The sequence below is a fragment of the Listeria immobilis genome, from assembly GCF_014322765.1.
Classification (GTDB): domain Bacteria; phylum Bacillota; class Bacilli; order Lactobacillales; family Listeriaceae; genus Listeria; species Listeria immobilis.
In genome coordinates this window covers 172,828-190,583 of the sequence record NZ_JAASTZ010000005.1, presented here as the reverse complement: position 1 = coordinate 190,583, position 17,756 = coordinate 172,828, and the positions used below count along the sequence as shown (strand labels likewise).

At 33.1% G+C, this 17,756-nt stretch carries 16 protein-coding genes; 13 read left to right on the top strand and 3 right to left on the bottom strand.

Features of this window, described 5'->3' with window-relative positions; translation table 11 throughout:
- Positions 1 to 69: 69 nt before the first annotated feature.
- From HCJ50_RS05475 to HCJ50_RS05420, 12 genes are all read left to right on the top strand, one after another.
- Positions 70 to 1,461 (top strand): toxin Cry1Ac domain D-VI-related protein, encoded by a 1,392-nt coding sequence (locus HCJ50_RS05475; RefSeq protein ID WP_185395601.1) that lies wholly within the window; start codon positions 70 to 72, stop codon positions 1,459 to 1,461.
- A gap of 162 nt (positions 1,462 to 1,623) precedes the next feature.
- Positions 1,624 to 3,534 (top strand): LPXTG cell wall anchor domain-containing protein, encoded by a 1,911-nt coding sequence (locus HCJ50_RS05470; protein WP_185395602.1) that lies wholly within the window; start codon positions 1,624 to 1,626, stop codon positions 3,532 to 3,534.
- Positions 3,535 to 3,667: 133 nt separating this feature from the next.
- Entirely contained in the window at positions 3,668 to 4,675 is a 1,008-nt protein-coding gene (locus HCJ50_RS05465; RefSeq protein ID WP_187120648.1) for a conjugal transfer protein, read from the top strand.
- Entirely contained in the window at positions 4,672 to 4,899 is a 228-nt protein-coding gene (locus HCJ50_RS05460; protein WP_185395604.1) for a hypothetical protein, read from the top strand. The genes HCJ50_RS05465 and HCJ50_RS05460 overlap by 4 nt, the downstream gene beginning before the upstream one ends.
- Positions 4,900 to 4,914: 15 nt before the next feature.
- Positions 4,915 to 5,370, top strand: coding sequence for a TcpE family conjugal transfer membrane protein (locus HCJ50_RS05455; RefSeq protein WP_185395605.1), 456 nt, complete (start codon positions 4,915 to 4,917; stop codon positions 5,368 to 5,370).
- A complete protein-coding gene (locus HCJ50_RS05450; protein WP_185395606.1) occupies positions 5,333 to 7,825 on the top strand; it encodes an ATP-binding protein in 2,493 nt (830 codons plus the stop codon). Before HCJ50_RS05455 ends, HCJ50_RS05450 begins: the two co-directional genes overlap by 38 nt.
- A gap of 24 nt (positions 7,826 to 7,849) precedes the next feature.
- Positions 7,850 to 8,170: an STIV orfB116 family protein gene (locus HCJ50_RS05445; protein ID WP_185395607.1), complete on the top strand. Its 321-nt coding sequence runs from the start codon at positions 7,850 to 7,852 to the stop codon at positions 8,168 to 8,170.
- 24 nt (positions 8,171 to 8,194) lie between these two features.
- Positions 8,195 to 10,105, top strand: coding sequence for a CD3337/EF1877 family mobilome membrane protein (locus tag HCJ50_RS05440; RefSeq protein WP_376698853.1), 1,911 nt, complete (start codon positions 8,195 to 8,197; stop codon positions 10,103 to 10,105).
- Complete coding sequence (locus HCJ50_RS05435) at positions 10,102 to 11,136, top strand: peptidoglycan DD-metalloendopeptidase family protein (protein WP_260443746.1); 1,035 nt, start codon at positions 10,102 to 10,104, stop codon at positions 11,134 to 11,136. The genes HCJ50_RS05440 and HCJ50_RS05435 overlap by 4 nt, the downstream gene beginning before the upstream one ends.
- A 2-nt stretch (positions 11,137 to 11,138) precedes the next feature.
- Complete coding sequence (locus HCJ50_RS05430) at positions 11,139 to 11,741, top strand: hypothetical protein (RefSeq protein ID WP_185395609.1); 603 nt, start codon at positions 11,139 to 11,141, stop codon at positions 11,739 to 11,741.
- Positions 11,742 to 11,805: 64 nt separating this feature from the next.
- Positions 11,806 to 12,174 (top strand): hypothetical protein, encoded by a 369-nt coding sequence (locus HCJ50_RS05425; protein ID WP_185395610.1) that lies wholly within the window; start codon positions 11,806 to 11,808, stop codon positions 12,172 to 12,174.
- A gap of 800 nt (positions 12,175 to 12,974) precedes the next feature.
- The gene (locus HCJ50_RS05420) at positions 12,975 to 13,160 is read left to right on the top strand and encodes a hypothetical protein (RefSeq protein WP_185346546.1); all 186 of its coding nucleotides are present in this window, start codon (positions 12,975 to 12,977) and stop codon (positions 13,158 to 13,160) included.
- On the opposite strand, the gene HCJ50_RS05415 is transcribed toward HCJ50_RS05420, so the two are convergent.
- The 3 genes from HCJ50_RS05415 to HCJ50_RS05405 all read right to left on the bottom strand — a co-directional run bounded on the left by HCJ50_RS05415 (position 13,152) and on the right by HCJ50_RS05405 (position 16,378).
- Complete coding sequence (locus HCJ50_RS05415) at positions 13,152 to 13,484, bottom strand: class I SAM-dependent methyltransferase (RefSeq protein WP_185346548.1); 333 nt, start codon at positions 13,482 to 13,484, stop codon at positions 13,152 to 13,154. The two genes, HCJ50_RS05420 and HCJ50_RS05415, sit on opposite strands and share 9 nt — an antisense overlap.
- 235 nt (positions 13,485 to 13,719) lie before the next feature.
- A complete protein-coding gene (locus HCJ50_RS05410) occupies positions 13,720 to 13,986 on the bottom strand; it encodes a tyrosine-type recombinase/integrase (RefSeq protein WP_185346550.1) in 267 nt (88 codons plus the stop codon).
- A 919-nt stretch (positions 13,987 to 14,905) separates the two neighbouring features.
- Positions 14,906 to 16,378 carry a helix-turn-helix domain-containing protein gene (locus HCJ50_RS05405; RefSeq protein WP_185346552.1) on the bottom strand — a complete coding sequence of 491 codons (1,473 nt, stop codon included), beginning with the start codon at positions 16,376 to 16,378 and terminating at the stop codon, positions 14,906 to 14,908.
- Between the two features lie 572 nt (positions 16,379 to 16,950).
- On the opposite strand from HCJ50_RS05405, the gene HCJ50_RS05400 reads away from it, so the two are divergent.
- Positions 16,951 to 17,583, top strand: a complete 633-nt coding sequence (locus tag HCJ50_RS05400; RefSeq protein ID WP_185346554.1) for a Crp/Fnr family transcriptional regulator — start codon at positions 16,951 to 16,953, stop codon at positions 17,581 to 17,583.
- Positions 17,584 to 17,756 lie beyond the last annotated feature (173 nt).

The window sequence follows — 17,756 nt, the reverse complement described above, 5'->3', positions numbered from 1 at the left end:
AATGTGGAAATGGAAAAAACTTGAAGTGATTTTGTCATATTTCAAACAAAAAGGAGAGAATGAAAAAAAATGAATAAGAAAAAAATTGGGATGTCGGTAGTGATTGTTTTGTTTGTTGCGCTTATTGTTTTTGTGGCATTTAGTCTAAATGCTTCTCATCAAAGGGCAGAGGAAGAAAAGAAACAAGAACAATTAGAAAAAAAGAAAGCACTTGAAGCGAAAGAAGCATTAGAATCAAATACTAAAAATGCGGTTAACGAGTTATTTTCAAATAAGGAAAAAACCATGTTAAGTGATACATATTCGCTTGAAGATGTGAATGATATTGAAGCTAATTTGAAAAAAATAAAGAATAAAAAGCTAAATAAAAGTCTGACTGCAGATGTTGCTACAGCGAAAGAGCTTTATAACACTGTCATGACAACAACGAAACAAGTGAATGCTTTATTTAAAGATAGTAAACAAACAGCTTTAGCAGATGGAGTAACACGTGCTAAAGTGGATGCTGTTAACAAAATGGTCAAAGAAAAAACACCTCAGAAGAAAGCACAAACAGATTTAGAGAAAAAAGTGAAAAAAGCAACTGAATTATTAACAGCAAAAGAAACAGCTGAAAAGCAAAAACAAGCTGAAAAAGCTTCAACAAGTAATTCTACTAACAATGAAAAAGCTTCTAATAATACAACTGGTAATAGCGATAGTGTGAAAAGTGGTTCTTCTAACTCAGGTAGTTCATCCAGTTCAAAAAGTACGAGCGGATCTACAGCAAGTGGTTCCAAGAGTACTAGTGGTTCAAGTGGTCCAAGTGGAGGGAGCGCTGGGAGCTCTAATAATAATTCTGGTAACAATCGTTCTAGCAGTAGTAGTAACAGCAATACGAATCAACCCACAGTTGCTAAAATGAATTTAGCTTCACGCACAACTCAAATTATTACAGTAGTAGCAAGTGGTTCTAGTGCACAAGTCAAGTTTTGGGAAAAAACAGGTGGAAGCTGGAAACAAGTGTTTTCTACTTATGGGAATGTTGGTTCGCAAGGGGTTGGTTCTGCAGACGAATATCACAGCAGAACGCCACGAGGGGCTTATTCACTTGGATTTGCTTTCGGTACTAGTAACCCGGGGACAAGCCTTTCCTTCCGAAAAATTACAAACCGTTCTTACTGGATTAGTAATGTTAATGACTCGCAATATAATACTTGGCAAGAAAGAAACTCTTCTAATAAAGCAGATGAACACATGGCAAGCTATCCGACACAATATAAATATGGCGTCGTGATTAATTATAATACGGCTAGAACTAAGGGAGCTGGTTCTGGATTCTTTTTACATTGTAGTAATGGCGCTCCTACAGCTGGATGTGTAGCTATTCCAACTAGTCACATGGCTACAGTCCTTCAAAAACTGCACAGTGGTGCTTATATCGTCAATGTAAATAGTGAAAGTGAACTATTGAATTACTGATTAAATATGATTTTATAAATTGAATAGTCTAACAGAAAGAGTAGAAAAAATAATTCTACTCTTTTTTTGTGTCTAAAATGAAGGAGGTGGTGCTATTGATTGTGATTCATGTATCTATTGCATCGAAAAAAATAAAAAAATATGAAAAAGGTAGGTAGAAAAATGGTTCATAATTTAGCAAACAAAACATTTAAAATGGTGTTAGCAACACTGCTTGTTTTTACTGCAGTTTTTACGTATGTAACAAATGTATTCCCAGAAAAAGTGAGTGCTGCAACTACAACAAAAGTTAGCATTGTATCTAAAAATGTTACTTATCTTCACGGGCCGAATTCAGGAACGCCGGTTCGTATGATAGATAGGTTAAGGAATTCGGATAATCAAGTTGTTTTTTGTATTAATTTTAATCTTCCTTCGCCGGATGGATTAACATACAATGAAGCAGAAAAATTAGACAATGCGACTAGCTATTTACTAAATGCATATTATAAAGGAAACAGTAATTTGACTGGAAATAAAGCTTATGATGAATATTTGATTCAAGGCGCTATTCATAATATTAAATCGCCGAATGCGTTTTCATTAACCAATGATGCAGGTCAGTTATATGTCGATTCTGATGGTTCACATAAAACAGTGAATAAAATTAAAGCATTAGTAGGAGAAGCCAAAAAAGCAGGAAGTCCATCCACACCGACTTTTACTAATGAATTAAAGGTATCTAATGGAACAGTTAATGCGACGTTGAAGGATAATAAATTTGTTTCGGCTCCAGTGACAGTTACTGTAAAAGGAAATGGAACTATTGTTTCGAAGTTAACAGGTGCAACAAAAAATAGTTACATTGGCGATGAACAAGGTAATCCAATTAAAGAAATTAAAAATGGAACGAAAATTACGATTGTTGTTCCTGCAACAGATTTAAATGGACAAGCTTTAAATCCTAAAGTAGAAATTTCTGGTGTCTTTGAACAAGCATATCAAGTAGCAAAACGTTTAACTGGTCAATCCGGTCATCAAGATATCGCAACGTATGGTTTAGATAAATTTAATGAAAAGAAAACAGCTTCATTTACTGCGAATATTCAAGCAGTTACTGGTTCTATTTCCGGAGTGAAAATCACGGATAACAAAAAACCTTTAGAAGGTGCAAAAATCGAAGTGAGAAATTTTCAAGATAAGACTGTAAAAGCTGTAACTACAGCTGAGGATGGTTCTTGGAATGTTTCTAATCTTGCATTTGGTGAATATTATTGGTTGGAAACTGGAACAGTTGATGGATATGTGTTAAATGGGGAAAAACATCCGTTCACGATTGACTATAACCATGTCAATGTGAATGCAGGTGATTTTGTCAATAAATTGAAACGTGGAAGCATTGAAGGAGTAAAAGTAGATGCAGAAACGAACAAAGCCTTAGCAGGAGCAGAGTTTACACTGACAGACAACGAAGGACAAAAACAAGTTGTGACTACAAAAGATGATGGTATGTTTAAGTTTGATTTAGAAGGTGGGAAAACGTACACCTTAGAAGAAACAAAACTTCCGGAAGGTTATAAAGGCTCGTTCAAAGAAGAAAATATTACTTTAGCGAACGATGGGCAAATCTTTAAAATTACTGCGAAGAATGAAATTAAAAAAGGAAAGCTTGAAATTACTAAAGTGGACAAAAAGTCAGGTGCAAAATTAGCAGGTGCGGAATTTACACTGACTGACAATGAAGGACAAAAACAAGTGGCAGTGACTTCTAAGGAAGGATTAGCAAGTTTTGAAATTAAAGCCAATAAAGTTTATTCGTTGACGGAAACGAAAAATCCGAAAAATTATACAGGTTCTTTCAAACAAGAAGGTATTACACTTAAACAAGATGGACAAGTAATAAAAATTAAAGCAGAAAATACGAAAAATATCGTTGTTACCCATACAAAAACAGTGAAAAAAGTAGAAAAAGCAGGAACTTTAGTTAAAACTGGGGATTCTATGAATATTTGGTGGGTTGTTGCTGGTCTTGTATTGATTTCCGGTGGAATATTCTTGCTTGCTAGAAATAGAAAAAGTAAAGATGCTAAATAATTTTTTTACAAAGTAGAATACTTTGATCTAAAAAATAGAAAGCTTGTTGCATTAACTAGTCAAAGTTAAATGAATGAGCTTTCTTTTTGTTTGGCTTTTATCAATAAAAACTAGCTAGAAAGGTGGAAAATTTTTGGATAAGAAAACATTTTTTTCTCAAATGAGAAAAAAGGAAAAAACAAATTCTCCAATGCCGAAGGATAAGGGAAAATTCTTTCAAACGATGGTGTGGCTAATACTTGGAATTATTGTTTTTCTTTCCGTGATAAGTTTGTTGATTGCTGTACGTTCTGCAGATAAAACAACCGTACCAGCACAAGCAACGATGAAAGAAACAACCAGTGAAGCAACTTTATCTGAAACAGAGGCAAATTATTATGCAAAAGAATTTGTTAAAGCCTATATAAATGTGCCGTCGGATACCAATAGTCGGAATATGAGAAAAGAAAAATTGCAACAATTTTTAGTTCAGACTGACGATGAAGCGAAAGAAGAGTACTTTGTAGTAGGTCAAAACAACAATGAGCGTTCTTTAAAAGATATGGCATTAAAGAAGTCTGTATCTACTAAGAACGGTCGAGAATTAGTGTATGTCGTTCGTTATGAGGATAGTCTAATGACTTCGAGGGAGGTTGAAAAAGTTGTCAATAAAAAGAAGGTGAAACAGCGTGTTTCAGAACGAAAAGTAACCGAACAACAAGCAGAAATGCATATCGTTGTTGTTCAAAACAAGCAAGGCTTATCCATTGATGGATTGCCTTACTTTAGCCCGGTGACATCTTCTCAAGCGAAAATTACTCAAAAATCATCGAATGAATTAGAACAAGTTCAGGATGATAAGAGCCAAGAATTACAAGACTTCACGACAGATTTTATGCGTAAGTATGTAGAATTAAAACCTGCAGATATGGCATATATGATGAAGAAACCAGAAGCATTAAATGGATTGTATGCGTATCAATCTGTACAACATATTCAAGTATATGGAGTAGAAAAAAATACTTATTTAGTGCAGGGATTACTTGTGATGGTCGAAAAAAATTCGAAAATTACCGTGAGTGAACAATTTAGTTTGACGGTGGAAAAACGGGATGGTAACAACTATGTAACAAAATTTGAGCATGGGGAGGAAGTTAAGTGAATCAAATAGCAGATACAAGCACAGCTTTAGCAGCTGTTCAAGGTTTAGTCGCAGGTTTGTTATGGGTTTTTGTTATTGTTTTTGTGGTAAAACATCTCGCCAAATTTAATTTATTAAAAATAGTCATGTTGTTTGCATCAGCTGGCGTTGTTCATTGGTTAATTTACAACTATAGTCGGGTTTCAGAATTTGTTGATATGGGACTTGGTTTGTTTGGATTTTAAGTTAGGAGTGGAAATATGCGTAAAGTATTTAATTATCGACGTGTTTTTCGTATACCTTACTCATTTCGCCGATTTGGAAATTTTATAGAATTTAACTTTGATATTCCAGCAACCTTTTTAGCCAATTTAACTGTAGCCTTTTTAGTTATGTTGTTCTTTTGGGCAAGGATTATTCAAAAAATTATCCCACATGGATTTACTATGTGGGATTCTATCTTGTTAATTGGCTTTCCAATTGGTATTGCTTTTTTTATTCAAAAAGTCAATCCTGATGGAAAAAATATTTATCGGTTTCTTTGGGGATTTATCAGTTATTTATTTTTCATTAAATTTCCGAAACAAGAGTATTGTCATGACGAAAAATTAGCACATGTAGAAGAGGACGTACGTTTTAGTTTGTTGTATAAAGTTAGAAAAAAAGGAGGCAATAAAAATGGCAATACAAACACCCATGAAAGCCATCCAGAATAATTTATTATTGAATCAATTGGATGAAATGTGGGCATATTATCGCTTGCGTTCAACATCTTTAATGGAATTTGATGATAAGAAAATAGCTGGGCAAAAAAATAAAATGGAGCGGTTTTTAGAGGAAATGAATAGCTATAAAAGTATTCATTTGTGGGAATATCCTCAAGATGCGCAATTAGAGAATCGTTTGCAGGAATTAGAATCTGATTTTGCGGACGATGTTTTTTCCAGTGGAAAATATTATGCAGAGGAAACAGCACATATTTTAAAAGGTCGTTTAGGTATGCCGAGTAAACCGGATTTTGTGATTGGTGTTCGATTACCTACAAATTCTATCTCTTTAGAACAAGGAATAAAAGAAAATTTACAATCACTTGCATTAACTGCGAATGCGCACATCATGAATTTACTCCATTTAGAACGAATTGTTTATGGAGATGTTTTTGAAGCTTATTCAGATGCAGAGGAAAATTTATTATCTACGATGCTATCCATACAAGCAGAAAGATTGACTCAAAAAGAAATGATGTATATCAATCGTTATGCTTTTATACGTGGTATGGCACATGATAAAGATATTGTACGAGAAAATATGAAAGTGTCTGATATTACTAATACGGTTATTAGTCCCAAATATCATAAATGTTTGAAATTAACAGCACCTGAAGGAGAAAGTTATGTTTCTTTACTAACAGTAGATGAAATGGGAGATGATATGTCCCAAATGCATTTATTTTATGATTTGCAAAAATTACCGTTTCCAGTTGAACTAAGTATTAAAGCGACTATTGAGAGCAAAGGAACGACTAAATCAGGTATTGGATTTAAAGATACGCAAATCAATGAAAAAATAACGGAGCAAGCTGAAACGAAAAGATATGTCGATAGTGATGTAGTAGAAGCTAGTGAAATGACCCAATATTTGCAAGAAAGTTTAAAAAATGAAGCGACATATTTATGGAATTGGATAGCGACTATTATTGTTACTGGTAGTACGAAGAAAGAAGCTTTAATGAATGCTAAATTAGCTCAGAACTATATGAAAGATTTAGGAGTGAGTTGTAAAATTCCTGTTGCCGATCAACTGCAGTTATTTTATCGTAACTTGCCCGGCAAGGAATTAGAGTATTTAAACAAGGACTGGCAACAAAAAACGTTGCGTGACGGTTTAGCTGAAACACTTTTTGGTGCTACTGCGGATTTAGGAAATAAAATTGGCTGGCACATTGGATGGATTGACAGAAATATTTATAACTTAGATATAAAATCAGCTATCGCTAATAGTCGAGATTTTGTACTTTTTCATCCTATGTTAGGAAATCAACAAATTGCTAGAACACTAACGAAAAGCCCTCATATACTCATATCTGGTGATACGGGAGAAGGGAAAACATTTTTATCGACAGTGATATATATTTATGCTTGCATGATGAAAATTAAAACTTTGTTTATTGACCCGAAAAAAGATAGACGGAAACATATCGAAGGTTTATTACAGCAAGATTGGTTGTACGAGGAATATCCATTGTTTGCGAATGTATTAGAAAAAATTCAATTTGTTACATTAGATGCAAATAACGCTGAAAATTGGGGAGTATTAGACCCGGTTCAATTGTTTGACGACAGTAGAAATGCCAAAGAAATGATAGAGATTATTATTAACCAAGTGTACGACTTTTCTGGGGAACATAAAGATGTAGTTGAATTAGCTTTTTTACAGTCGATTAAAGAAGTACTGAATCGAAAAGCTCTAGGAGAACGTGTTGGAACACTCGATGTGATACGTGGTATGCAAAATCATTCTAACGAAGCTGTTTCTAATGCAGGTAAACTATTGTTAGGAAAAATAGAAGATTCTATTTTAAAACTGTTGGTTCACGATGGTTCCAATCCAGCACTATCTCTTGAACAAGCAAGAACTGTCCTTGAAGTAGAGAATTTAGATTTACCAGATTCAGAAACGAGTATGGAAGATTATACGCCATCTCAACTAGCAAGTAGTGCGGTTATGTTTGCTTTAGGTCGTTTTTGCGAACTATTTGGAGCAAATTCAGAGGAACGAACGATGGAATTCATGGATGAAGCATGGATTTTTAATACGACTCAACAAGGAAGAAAAGTAAAAAAATCTATGCGAAGAGTAGGACGTTCCCAAGAAAATGCAATGGCATTTATGACACAAAAAATTTCAGATGAAGATACTTCTAATTTTGGGACAGCTTTTGCCTTTAAAGAATCAGAAGCTATTCCTGATATGTTGAGTTGGATGAAAATGGCAGATACAGAAGAAAATCATGATTTAATAATGAATATGTATCAAGGTCAATGTTTATATCGTGATTTGTACGGACATGTTGGAAAAGTTTCGATAGAATGTTTGTTTGACGAATGGCAAGATACGTTAAAAACAGTCGAAAAAACAAATGTCGCTCGTGCAGAAGAGGCGTATTTATAGGATAGAAATAGGAGGAGAAAATGTGTGAAATTAGCTGTTTTGGGAAGCACTTTATTGCCAAATTCGGGGCATTTTAATATGGAAGAAATTTCGCTTGAACAAGCCATAAAATTATTAAATGAGAATGACTATGTTAGTTTTGTAGGACATTCTTCTACAGCACAATATTTAAGTCGATTGACAGGAAAAGAAATTATAGTTCGTAGAAAACGATGTGTTTTAGAAGTAGGTCAAAAAGCATTATGTTTTAAGCTAGTAAGACGTTTATCAAATAACGAATTTGTTACTTTTCGTGCATTGCAGGAAAAAGAGTATCAGTTGTTTCTGATGGAGAGATTAACTTAACTGAAGGAGGTGGTAAGATTGCGAATGAAGATAATGTGCTTGTTTATTGTGTTAATCTCATGTGTTTGTTTTATGCATAGTATGACAGCACATGCAGAAATAAGTAATAATATGGGAAGTACCGATGTTATTGACCCAACAAGTAAAGATGAGAGCAGTCAAACGAAACCGAATGTCGTTAAAAAAGGGGGTGTGGAAGTTCAAATTGAGCGTTTTCCACTTAGTCGTTATCAAGTGAATAATGAAGCTGCGGATTCGAAAATTAAAGGCATTGGCGTTGCAATAAGTAATATCATGTTTAGCGTGAACCATATTGTTGTTTTGGGTGTTGACCGAGCTTTGGATTTGTTGAATTCCTTAGACCCTATCAATAAATTTGCAGATAAAATGTCGAATATTAGTGGAAACACATTTGATACATTGAAAAGGACATTTGTTCCGTTGTTATGGGTTTTTGCGATTACTTATATGGGTTATATTTTGATTGCAAAAAACAATTTGCGTGATTCTGGCAAAAGATTTATGTTATTTATTGCTGTTATGTTGATTGGTACATGGTATGCACATAATGCTGGCGATTTAGTCAAGGCAACGAATAATGTCGCTTCCGATGCACAAGCAAAGTTACTTGTTATTTCGTCGGATTTGTTGCAAATGGATAAAGGAAAAACGGATAGTGTTTATGGTCAAGGTTCTAAAATTAAAGCTGGTGAAGAAGCAGAAGGAACCACAACTTTATTACGAAATATTTATTTTGACTTAGCACTTAAAAAGCCATATTTAATCGCAAATTATGGCACGACGAATGAAACAGCGATAAATAAAAAAGCTAAGTCGAAGAAAAAAGAGTATTCTCGCATAGATAAACTGCTGTCTTACAAACTAAGTGATGAAGCAGATAAAAAAAGACAAAATTATGTGACCAAAAGTGAAGTGGGAAAATATGATAATGAGAATATGGCAACAGGCAATGTATGGAGTCAAGTCGGGTTTTCTATGATTGCGCCCCTTGCTTCAATTGTGTTAGCGATTCCTTTTTTAGGCGTTGCTGTGATGAATTTCTTGATTCAATTTGTCATTGTTTTGCTTATTTTTATTATTGTATTCATGTTTCTGATTTCTTTAATTCCACAGTACGGTATGACGGGATTTAAAGGGATTGGCTATTTATTTGGTGCTTTTGCGATGAAAATATTGATGTTTCTACTAATTACTCTATTGTATGTCATTTCTTATATGATTGATGCGTTGATACCACCGAATAATGCAGGTTCTTATTTAGTGAATTTAGCTGTGTTGTCTATCATATTAATTTTCATTGTTCTAAAACGGAATAAAATTGTTAGCATGTTGACCGCAGGAAAAGTAAAACAATTTGATAAAAATATTGTTCAAAAAACCAAGGATAATTTGATTAAACCAGCTGTTCAAACAGCGAAACCTGTTGCTCAAGGGACTACTTGGGTTGGGAAGAAAACGGTTGAAGCAGGTAAAGCATTGGACAAAAAATTCGGTGCGCCTACTCGTGAAAAAGTTCGGGAAAATGTACAACGCCGAAAACAACAAAAACACGAAAAACAAAAAGTACAGGAAAATCCGAATGTTGTTCCTATAGGAGGAATAGGTCGTTCTACTCAGAAACAAAAAGGAACAGTGCCGCAGAAAAATCTGTATAAACAGTCTCATGTTCCTTCATCGACAACGAAACAGACACCAACTGCAAATAATAAGCGAAGTATAACTAAATCACCTGTAAAACCAACTTCTCCCGTATCTTCTACAACGAAAAGGTCAGAGAAACGAACACCTCAAACCAGCACTACAGAGAAGCAAGCACGTTCTAATGAAAAAACTACTAATAATGAGGTAAGAACTATTCAAGAATTGAAGCTAGCACAAGAGAGAGAGAAGAAAAAGGATGATGAATTCGAATGAAGAAAAAGGTGAAACGAAAAATATTTATTTGGTTGTTGCCACTCATTCTTCTTTTTTTTGGAGGTGTGTTTATTGTTACTATTTTTATCTCTTTCTTAGGAATGGATGTAGAAACAGAATCAAGTGATGGAACGGGTTGTTCGATAACTGGCGAAGTAGATGTAGCGAAAATTAATCAAGTATTAGAAGGTGCTGGTGTATTCAAAGGAAAGGGACAGACTTTTATTGACATTGCTGACAAGCAAGGAATAGATCCTGTCCTCTTTTTGGCGATTGCGATGAGTGAAACAGGCTGGGGGAAAAGTACTGCGGTTACCGTCAAGCACAACCCTGGGGGGTTGATGGATTCAGCTACGAATATGCAGACTGTTAAATATTTTCCAACGCTTGATGAGGGATTAGAAGCCATGGGTGTGACATTGCATAATCGCATTGTCAAAGATGGTTTGAATACCGTAGAAAAATTGGGCGCAGTGTATGCTCCTATTGGCGTTGCGAATGACCCGACAAATTTAAACGCTAATTGGATTCCAACAGTGAAAGGAATTGCAGAAAAATTCGGTGGTTTAACGAGTGGGTGTGATTCAAGCGGAAATGTTGGAACTGGGAAATATATCATTCCTGTGGATGCACCTATTATAAGTTCTGGCTTTATTGACCGAGTAAATCCAGTCACAGGAGCATTTGAGAGCCATAAAGGATTAGATTTTGCTCAACCAATCGGCTCCAATATTAAAGCTGCAGATGATGGAATTGTCGTTTTTTCAGGATTTGGTGTTAGCGGTCATGGATTTGGGGGTTATGGTAACGTAGTTCTGATTGAACATCCGAAAAATAAGGAATGGACACTTTATGCACATCAGTCTGAATTATTAGTGAAGGTAGGGCAACGTGTACAGAAAGGAGAAATTATTGGGAAAGTCGGTTCAACAGGTCAAAGTACTGGTCCTCATCTCCATTTTGAAATTAGAAAATCTAAAATGGGCAATCAAGTAAACCCGGCAATCGTATTAGGAATTAAAGGAGCGTAAACATGAAAAAAAATGTATCCATCTTATTTAGTGTCCTTTTTTTAGTAATTTTATTGGCTTATTCTTTCTATTATTATCAACAAGCAGATGATGCGAAGGAAGAAGTGAAGAAAATGGAACAAGAGGTTAAGAAAAAAAACAACACAATTAAAGAATTAAAAAAAGAAAAACGAACTTATGAAAAGTACAGTGAGCAAAATAAAGAAGAACAAAAAGCAAAAACAAAAGCAAAAACAAAAGCTTATCAAGATTCGAAGGTTATTGCGAAACAGCTTGAGCAGAATGAAAATGTGTTACACGCATTTTTTGATTACACCAATCAAGATGAGCGATTAAATGTATTGAAAGAATATGTGCAATCTGATTTATTAGATATGATGAAACAAGCACAGTCAGACAGTGAGCAACAGCAAGTGACATCCCACTTAGAAGGTTCTCAAGTATATTATTCGAAGACAGAAAAAGGCTTTAGTACATTGAATGTGATTAATGTATCTATTGAATCAGAAAAGCATGAGGATGTAGTAATGATGTTAGTTCATTTCAATTATATAGAAGAAGATGGTGTGTATAAAGTTACGCAAAGCAAGTTCACGGAGTATTAATGAAATTACTTTTTTCAATAGAATGGATGTGATATACTAAAGGAAGAAAAGGAGAGACATCGAGATGAAGAAAGTATTAATTGTTAGTTTAATGTTACTTGCTTGTATGGGAATTTTAGTTGGCTGTGGTGAACAAGATAAATACAATGAAGCTATAGATAGTTGTATTAAAAATGAATTTGAATATTGGAAAGATAACTATTCGGAAAAAGAAGCAAAACAAATTAAACGTGAAAATGCGGAAATTAAAGTATATGATGATGGCAAATATATTAAGCTGAAGTTTCCTAAAGTGGAATATGAAACTGAATATAAAAAAGATTCAGATGGGAATTATTCACTTCCAAGTTCAGATGAAAGAGAATATATAGAGAATGATGCAAAATTAGTTTATTATGAAAAAAAAGGAAAGACACAAAAAATACAAAATTAAAAGCCTAAAAATGCACTTGATTAACATTACATTCTGTGCAATAATAAAAACGTAGATACTGTCAGTTATCTACATAATTTATTTCTGTTTTATCTCTGTTGTTCACTGCTTGATACTATCTCTGTCATCCCGTTATCCGAATAGTAAATATAGCAGTAACGCTAAGTCAATGCTTAGCGTATTTTTTTGCATAAAATTTTAATATGACCTTTTACTGTAGTGTGTATTTTATACATTATTTTTCAATTCCACCTAAAAATCGATAGCAATTATTCAAGGAATTGACAGAATGATTTTCAACTATTTTGTTATAATAAAGTGAGGTGAATATGATGACCAAAAAAATAAAAACTGTGGTGGATATAATTTCAAGTTATGAACCTGTCGTTGAAAAGCTTTAGAAAATGGAAAAATGCTTTAATATTATTTTTTTTAGATAAAAATTGATGATATAGTTAAGTCACCCGTAAGTAACCAAAATAAAAAAAATGTTTAATAGAATTATGATGGATATTGCGATAAAATATCATATTTTGAATAATTTATAATAGGTTAAAAGCATGGCTAATATCTCAAAATCCTGTGCCCGCAAGGGCGTGCCGGTTCGACCCCGGCCGCCGGTATACTTAGAGCATCAACGTGTGTCTTGCGTTGGTGCTCTTCTTTTTGTCTTGGTTACTTTTAGGATAGTCTCCAATTTGAGCCATAAATGTCTCCCATATTTAGATTTGTTTATATTCTTCAATATCTGGGATAAAATTATTCTTGAGAAGAGTTACTTATTATGTGGAGGAGCTAATTTGAATAAATCAGTAATGGCTGAAGATACAATCAAGTACTTTAAATGTCACGTAGCTAACCGAGAAGATTTTTATAACGTGAAACTTTTTGATGAGATGACTCTGAAAGAAGTTTTAGACTCTATTTTAAGAGTTAAAGGGCATCCACGAGTCCAAGAGGAGTCAACTACGCATACTTTACTTTAGGCTATATTTATAATTCGAATTCCGAAACTTGGCTTGCTCAATAGCTTTATCCGAGATATCTATGCCAATTATAAAATCAGAGATAAAAGTGTTACTAATATACTTCGTTGTTGCATCATTTCCTACGCCTATATCCAAAATGTTATCAAAACTTTGTTCTTTCAGAAAAGATAGACTCCATATAGACATTGGTAGATAAACATTATTCCATAATTTCATCATCATACTGCCAATCCAACCAGAAGGTTGGATTGATTGTCTTAAAAGCTGTTTATATAAAATATATAAGGTTATTAATAATAATAATATAATAAAAAGTGTCATTTTTTTCCTTTCTGAATCATGATTAAATAGAAAAAAATTTGTTTTTAGCATAGTAAATAGCTTGTTTAGAGTTAGTTTGCTACATACATTATACCATATAGAGTTTTTTTAAGTTTTTAATATATAATACTTCTTAATAATTGAATTTAACTGTATCTTATTTTGAAATATTAGTAACCGTCATTATAGATGAACAAAGACCTTAAACTTACTATTGCGTTCAAGCTCTTTCTTTTTAGAATAAGTCATTTAGCTTGTCTGATATGCTTTTCTGCTTACTTTGGTAAAGATGTCCATATGTGTTGTAAGTCGTTTGAATAGAGGCGTGACCGAGTCTTTGTTTGATTGGAAATTCTTTTTCTCCATACTCAATTAATAAAGCAACATGTGAGTGTCTAAAGTCATGAATTCGAATCCGTTTTAGCTCTGTTGTTCGTTCTAGAATGGCGTTGTATTTGTTAGTTACCATGTATCGAGTGATGATACATAGAAGGAAGTGCATTTAATTTGATGTGTTATAAGAGAGTTAGAGGTGATAAGAAGCTTTGCGATAGCAAATAAGGCATGTTGGGTTGGGGTTCTTGTTGTTTGTCTGAAATTCATCTTGTGGGAGTTGAAAGACGAATTGTTCTGACTGTGAATAATACCACCATCTTAGTGAGGGCACACACTTTTTTCTCCCTGTTCCAGTTTCGGTGTGAATTTCCAGAAAAATGTGTGTGTGGGGTGGTGAAATTTCATCCTTGGTAAGATGAAATTTCAAAGTTGAATTTCATCTTGCCTAATGTGAGTATGAAAAAACGCTCTAGCTGATTTAGCAAGAAGGAGTTATTTTTCACGTTAAGAGGGGGGCACAGGCTCCAGTACCCCAAGAGATCAGTTCTCGTTCTAAATTTGGATTAGTTGCTTTAGAACGGAAGTGAAGAAAATCCATTGAAATACAATCGTGAGATTTGAGGTATAAGAAAGGGAATATACCTTTTGAAAGAGATAGTGCGAATGAGTTCTTGCTATTAGTTTTTATATGTCACCAAATAGTTTCCTGAAAGACTAAGTTGTAATCAATTCTAATTGGTTATGGATGACTTAAGTCTTATTTAATTTTATGTAAGAATGTCAAATCGGGTCTCTTGCTGAAATTCAAAATCCTGTGCCCGCAAGGGCGTGCCGGTTCGACCCCGGCCGGTATACTAAAAATCTCAACATTTGTTAAAGTGTTGGGGTTTTTGATTTGCAGAAAAATAATAATAAATAAATACAATATAGTAAGAAATTGGCTTTTTGCATTTATAAAATGAACATAGCAATGATTGTTGAAATTTAGTAACGAAAACTACAACAACATGTATTTATCAGAAAGTAAGAACAAACAGAAGAAGGCAGTGCGCAATTATAAGATACAAAGAATCTTTAATAAAGTATTAAAAAGTAAATGTGTGAGCAATTTTTTTAATAGTTAAGTCGTGAAGTTTCTTTTCTAATAAAGTGCAATCAAAGGGTGTTAGTTGCTGATGAAAAAAGATAAAGACTTCATTCATATTATATGCAGAAATAGCATTTGAAAGAAGTAAATCATATTCATCTAGCTGTGAAGGGTTAGAAAAATTAGAGAAGCTGCAATTATACCCAAATTTCTTAATTTGACCAATAAGCCTATTATCTAGAGCATCTATATCTGTATCTATCAAAATAGAAATTTCAGGTAGATATTTTTTGAAAGATAATGTTGTTTCTAAAATTTTAGATAGTCGCTCCGCCCAAAATGCTTCTTTCTTGTACAGTAGGGGGTGTATATTCCTTGCCTTTTCAGTAATATGAAAAATTAATTGTTTTAAATATAAATTGGTTTTATGCTGTTTTTTTGAGAAAGGAAAGAAATTATTTTTGTCTCCTTCAAAGTAAAATAAAATAAAAAAGGTACGAATAACATCCATTTTGAATGATGGGTTGTTTATTTTTAAGTAATCGGATGGAGTTAAATATTGTTTTAGTATTTGCATTACGAATACTAACATTTCATAGGATATATGATTTTGATGTTGATAAAAATGATACATTTCATTTGTTACGGAAGGGTCATTACTCACAAAAGATGGTATTTCAAGGAGAGCTAAAATATAGGAGTTTTCAAATTTAGAAATAGAGGGGAGTCTTTGTGACTTGTTGAGCGATTCGAAAGAGCTCAAAATCTTAGTAAGTGGACTATTCATATTTTGAGTAATTATGTGAGAGACGAAATAGTTCATTTTACGTCTTGTCATAATAATTGCAATATCATATAAGATGCTCTCTTTCATTACCGAAGCCTGATAAGAAAGTAAGAAGGGTGTTTTTTTTTGTACTAAATCTAATAGTTCCTGGCGAGGTAGATTTACAAAGGGCCATTCCATTCCGCGATAAATGGACCAAAAAAAGCACTTATATATATATCGAATTTGTTCTTCAGCTCCACATAATCGAACTGGAGAAAGCAAAATCTGGATATTATATGATTCTAAAAAAAGATTGAGTTTTTTTATCTTTCTATAAAGTAAAACTGTGCTACAATGGCATGCCTCCGCTAGTTCAGAAATGGATAATGTCCCCTTTAAAAAGAGTTGTGACAAGATAGTAGCTGGAATAGATGTTTTGGCTAAATCTTTGTAAAAAATTAGCAAATCCATATTTAAATTGTTTTTTATAAAAATTTGATTGGAATTACTAAAAAGTATATTGCTGTTATATTTTGGATAATGATAGTCATTGATCTCTTGGATATATGAAAATAAAGTAGGCTTACTTACATGAATGTTACTTAATAATTCATCGATAGTTATGCTCCCTTGTGTCACACAATGATGGAATATCGTTAATAGCCGTTGTTCTTTATCATCTAATAAATCAATAAAATTCAAAAATAGTACCGCCTTTTCATCGGGAATTTGCTTATTTAATTAGTATACGTACAAGTAGGAAATTTGTCTAAAATTTGACTTCATAAATATTATTTTAAAAAATTTAAAAAAAAATTAACAATGAAAGGAAAAAGGTGAAATTAATCCGTTTTCAAGTGGAATATTGTTATTTTATTTGTTAAAAATCAAAAAATTCGTTTCTTCTTTTAAAGATTAAAATATATTATTCTAGGTTAGTAGTCAAGCAAGTGAGGGATTTTGCGTAAAAAAGGAGAATATTTGATGATGTAATTGATGAAAAAACGGTCTATTATAATACTGTTTTGGAAAAAAGTAATTGTAAGAGAAAAACATTATTTTAAAAATTTTAAGAAGTGAAAAGGTGCATCAAATAATGGACAGAGAGTATTTTTAATAGGGAAAACTTGATTAATTTAAAGTTTTTGTTTGTTACGGAAAAGTGACGGAAAATCTTAGCTGGACGTAAAATACGTTTATTTCCCACTATAATTGACACTTGAATTTACAGATAATACTAGTAGAGGTTAAATAAAAAAAAGGAAGGTATAGCAATGAGGTATTTGGAATTCCATGAGTGTCTAAAAAAAGATTCGATTATGTATTCTTATCTTGCAAGCAAATTCCGCAGACGAAATAAAAAAATTCCTGCTGGAGAAATTGTTCTTGTTAGTAAAAAACATGTAGCCATTGTTGAAAAAGGCGTTTTCGTTAAAGAAAGTGTAGAGCAACGAAAGTTTTTCACGAGAAGTTACTTTCAAGAAACTATTGTTGTTCCTACTACGCAGACTATTCGGCTTAAAGCGCTTGAGGAGTCAGTGATATCATTTATTGAGGCAGATATAGTGTTTGAAAAATTAGAAGAAGAAAAACTGCTGTCTAACTTATTCTTACAAGTTGCTGAAAAATTAGAAGCCGATCTTGAACGTCAAGAAATGCTGGCAGTCGAGTTTCCTGAAAATAGGATTATTGAAACGCTATATTTTATTTCTATTTCTTACTCATCTAAAAATCTAAATCTAGAGTTGCCACACTGGCTTCGAATAAAGATTTTAGCAAAATTTGCGAATTGTTCTGTTTCTACTGCTTCTTCTATTGTCCATGATCTGCATAAAGAAGGAATAATTGATATTAAAGCATCCCCTTGGCAATTAAATAAAAAAGCATTGAAATTCAAGCCAGCTTAATTCTAAATATAAATAAATGATAATTGTTTTTATTTAGAATTTTAAATAAATTAAACCGAACATCTTTAGAAACAAAGAAGTTAAATTATCTGGATGTTTATGTTCCTTATCAAAAGGCCAGTTCCGTCATTTAGTAATTAATGCAACTAGATATACATAGAATAAAGCTTGAT

Coding starts and splice junctions, on each gene's coding strand:
- HCJ50_RS05475 (WP_185395601.1), top strand. CDS start 70: ATGAATAAGAAAAAAATTGGGATGTCGGTAGTGATTGTTTTGTTTGTT.
- HCJ50_RS05470 (WP_185395602.1), top strand. CDS start 1,624: ATGGTTCATAATTTAGCAAACAAAACATTTAAAATGGTGTTAGCAACA.
- HCJ50_RS05455 (WP_185395605.1), top strand. CDS start 4,915: ATGCGTAAAGTATTTAATTATCGACGTGTTTTTCGTATACCTTACTCA.
- HCJ50_RS05450 (WP_185395606.1), top strand. CDS start 5,333: ATGGCAATACAAACACCCATGAAAGCCATCCAGAATAATTTATTATTG.
- HCJ50_RS05440 (WP_376698853.1), top strand. CDS start 8,195: ATGAAGATAATGTGCTTGTTTATTGTGTTAATCTCATGTGTTTGTTTT.
- HCJ50_RS05435 (WP_260443746.1), top strand. CDS start 10,102: ATGAAGAAAAAGGTGAAACGAAAAATATTTATTTGGTTGTTGCCACTC.
- HCJ50_RS05430 (WP_185395609.1), top strand. CDS start 11,139: ATGAAAAAAAATGTATCCATCTTATTTAGTGTCCTTTTTTTAGTAATT.
- HCJ50_RS05425 (WP_185395610.1), top strand. CDS start 11,806: ATGAAGAAAGTATTAATTGTTAGTTTAATGTTACTTGCTTGTATGGGA.
- HCJ50_RS05415 (WP_185346548.1), bottom strand. CDS start 13,484: ATGACACTTTTTATTATATTATTATTATTAATAACCTTATATATTTTA.
- HCJ50_RS05410 (WP_185346550.1), bottom strand. CDS start 13,986: ATGCACTTCCTTCTATGTATCATCACTCGATACATGGTAACTAACAAA.
- HCJ50_RS05400 (WP_185346554.1), top strand. CDS start 16,951: ATGAGGTATTTGGAATTCCATGAGTGTCTAAAAAAAGATTCGATTATG.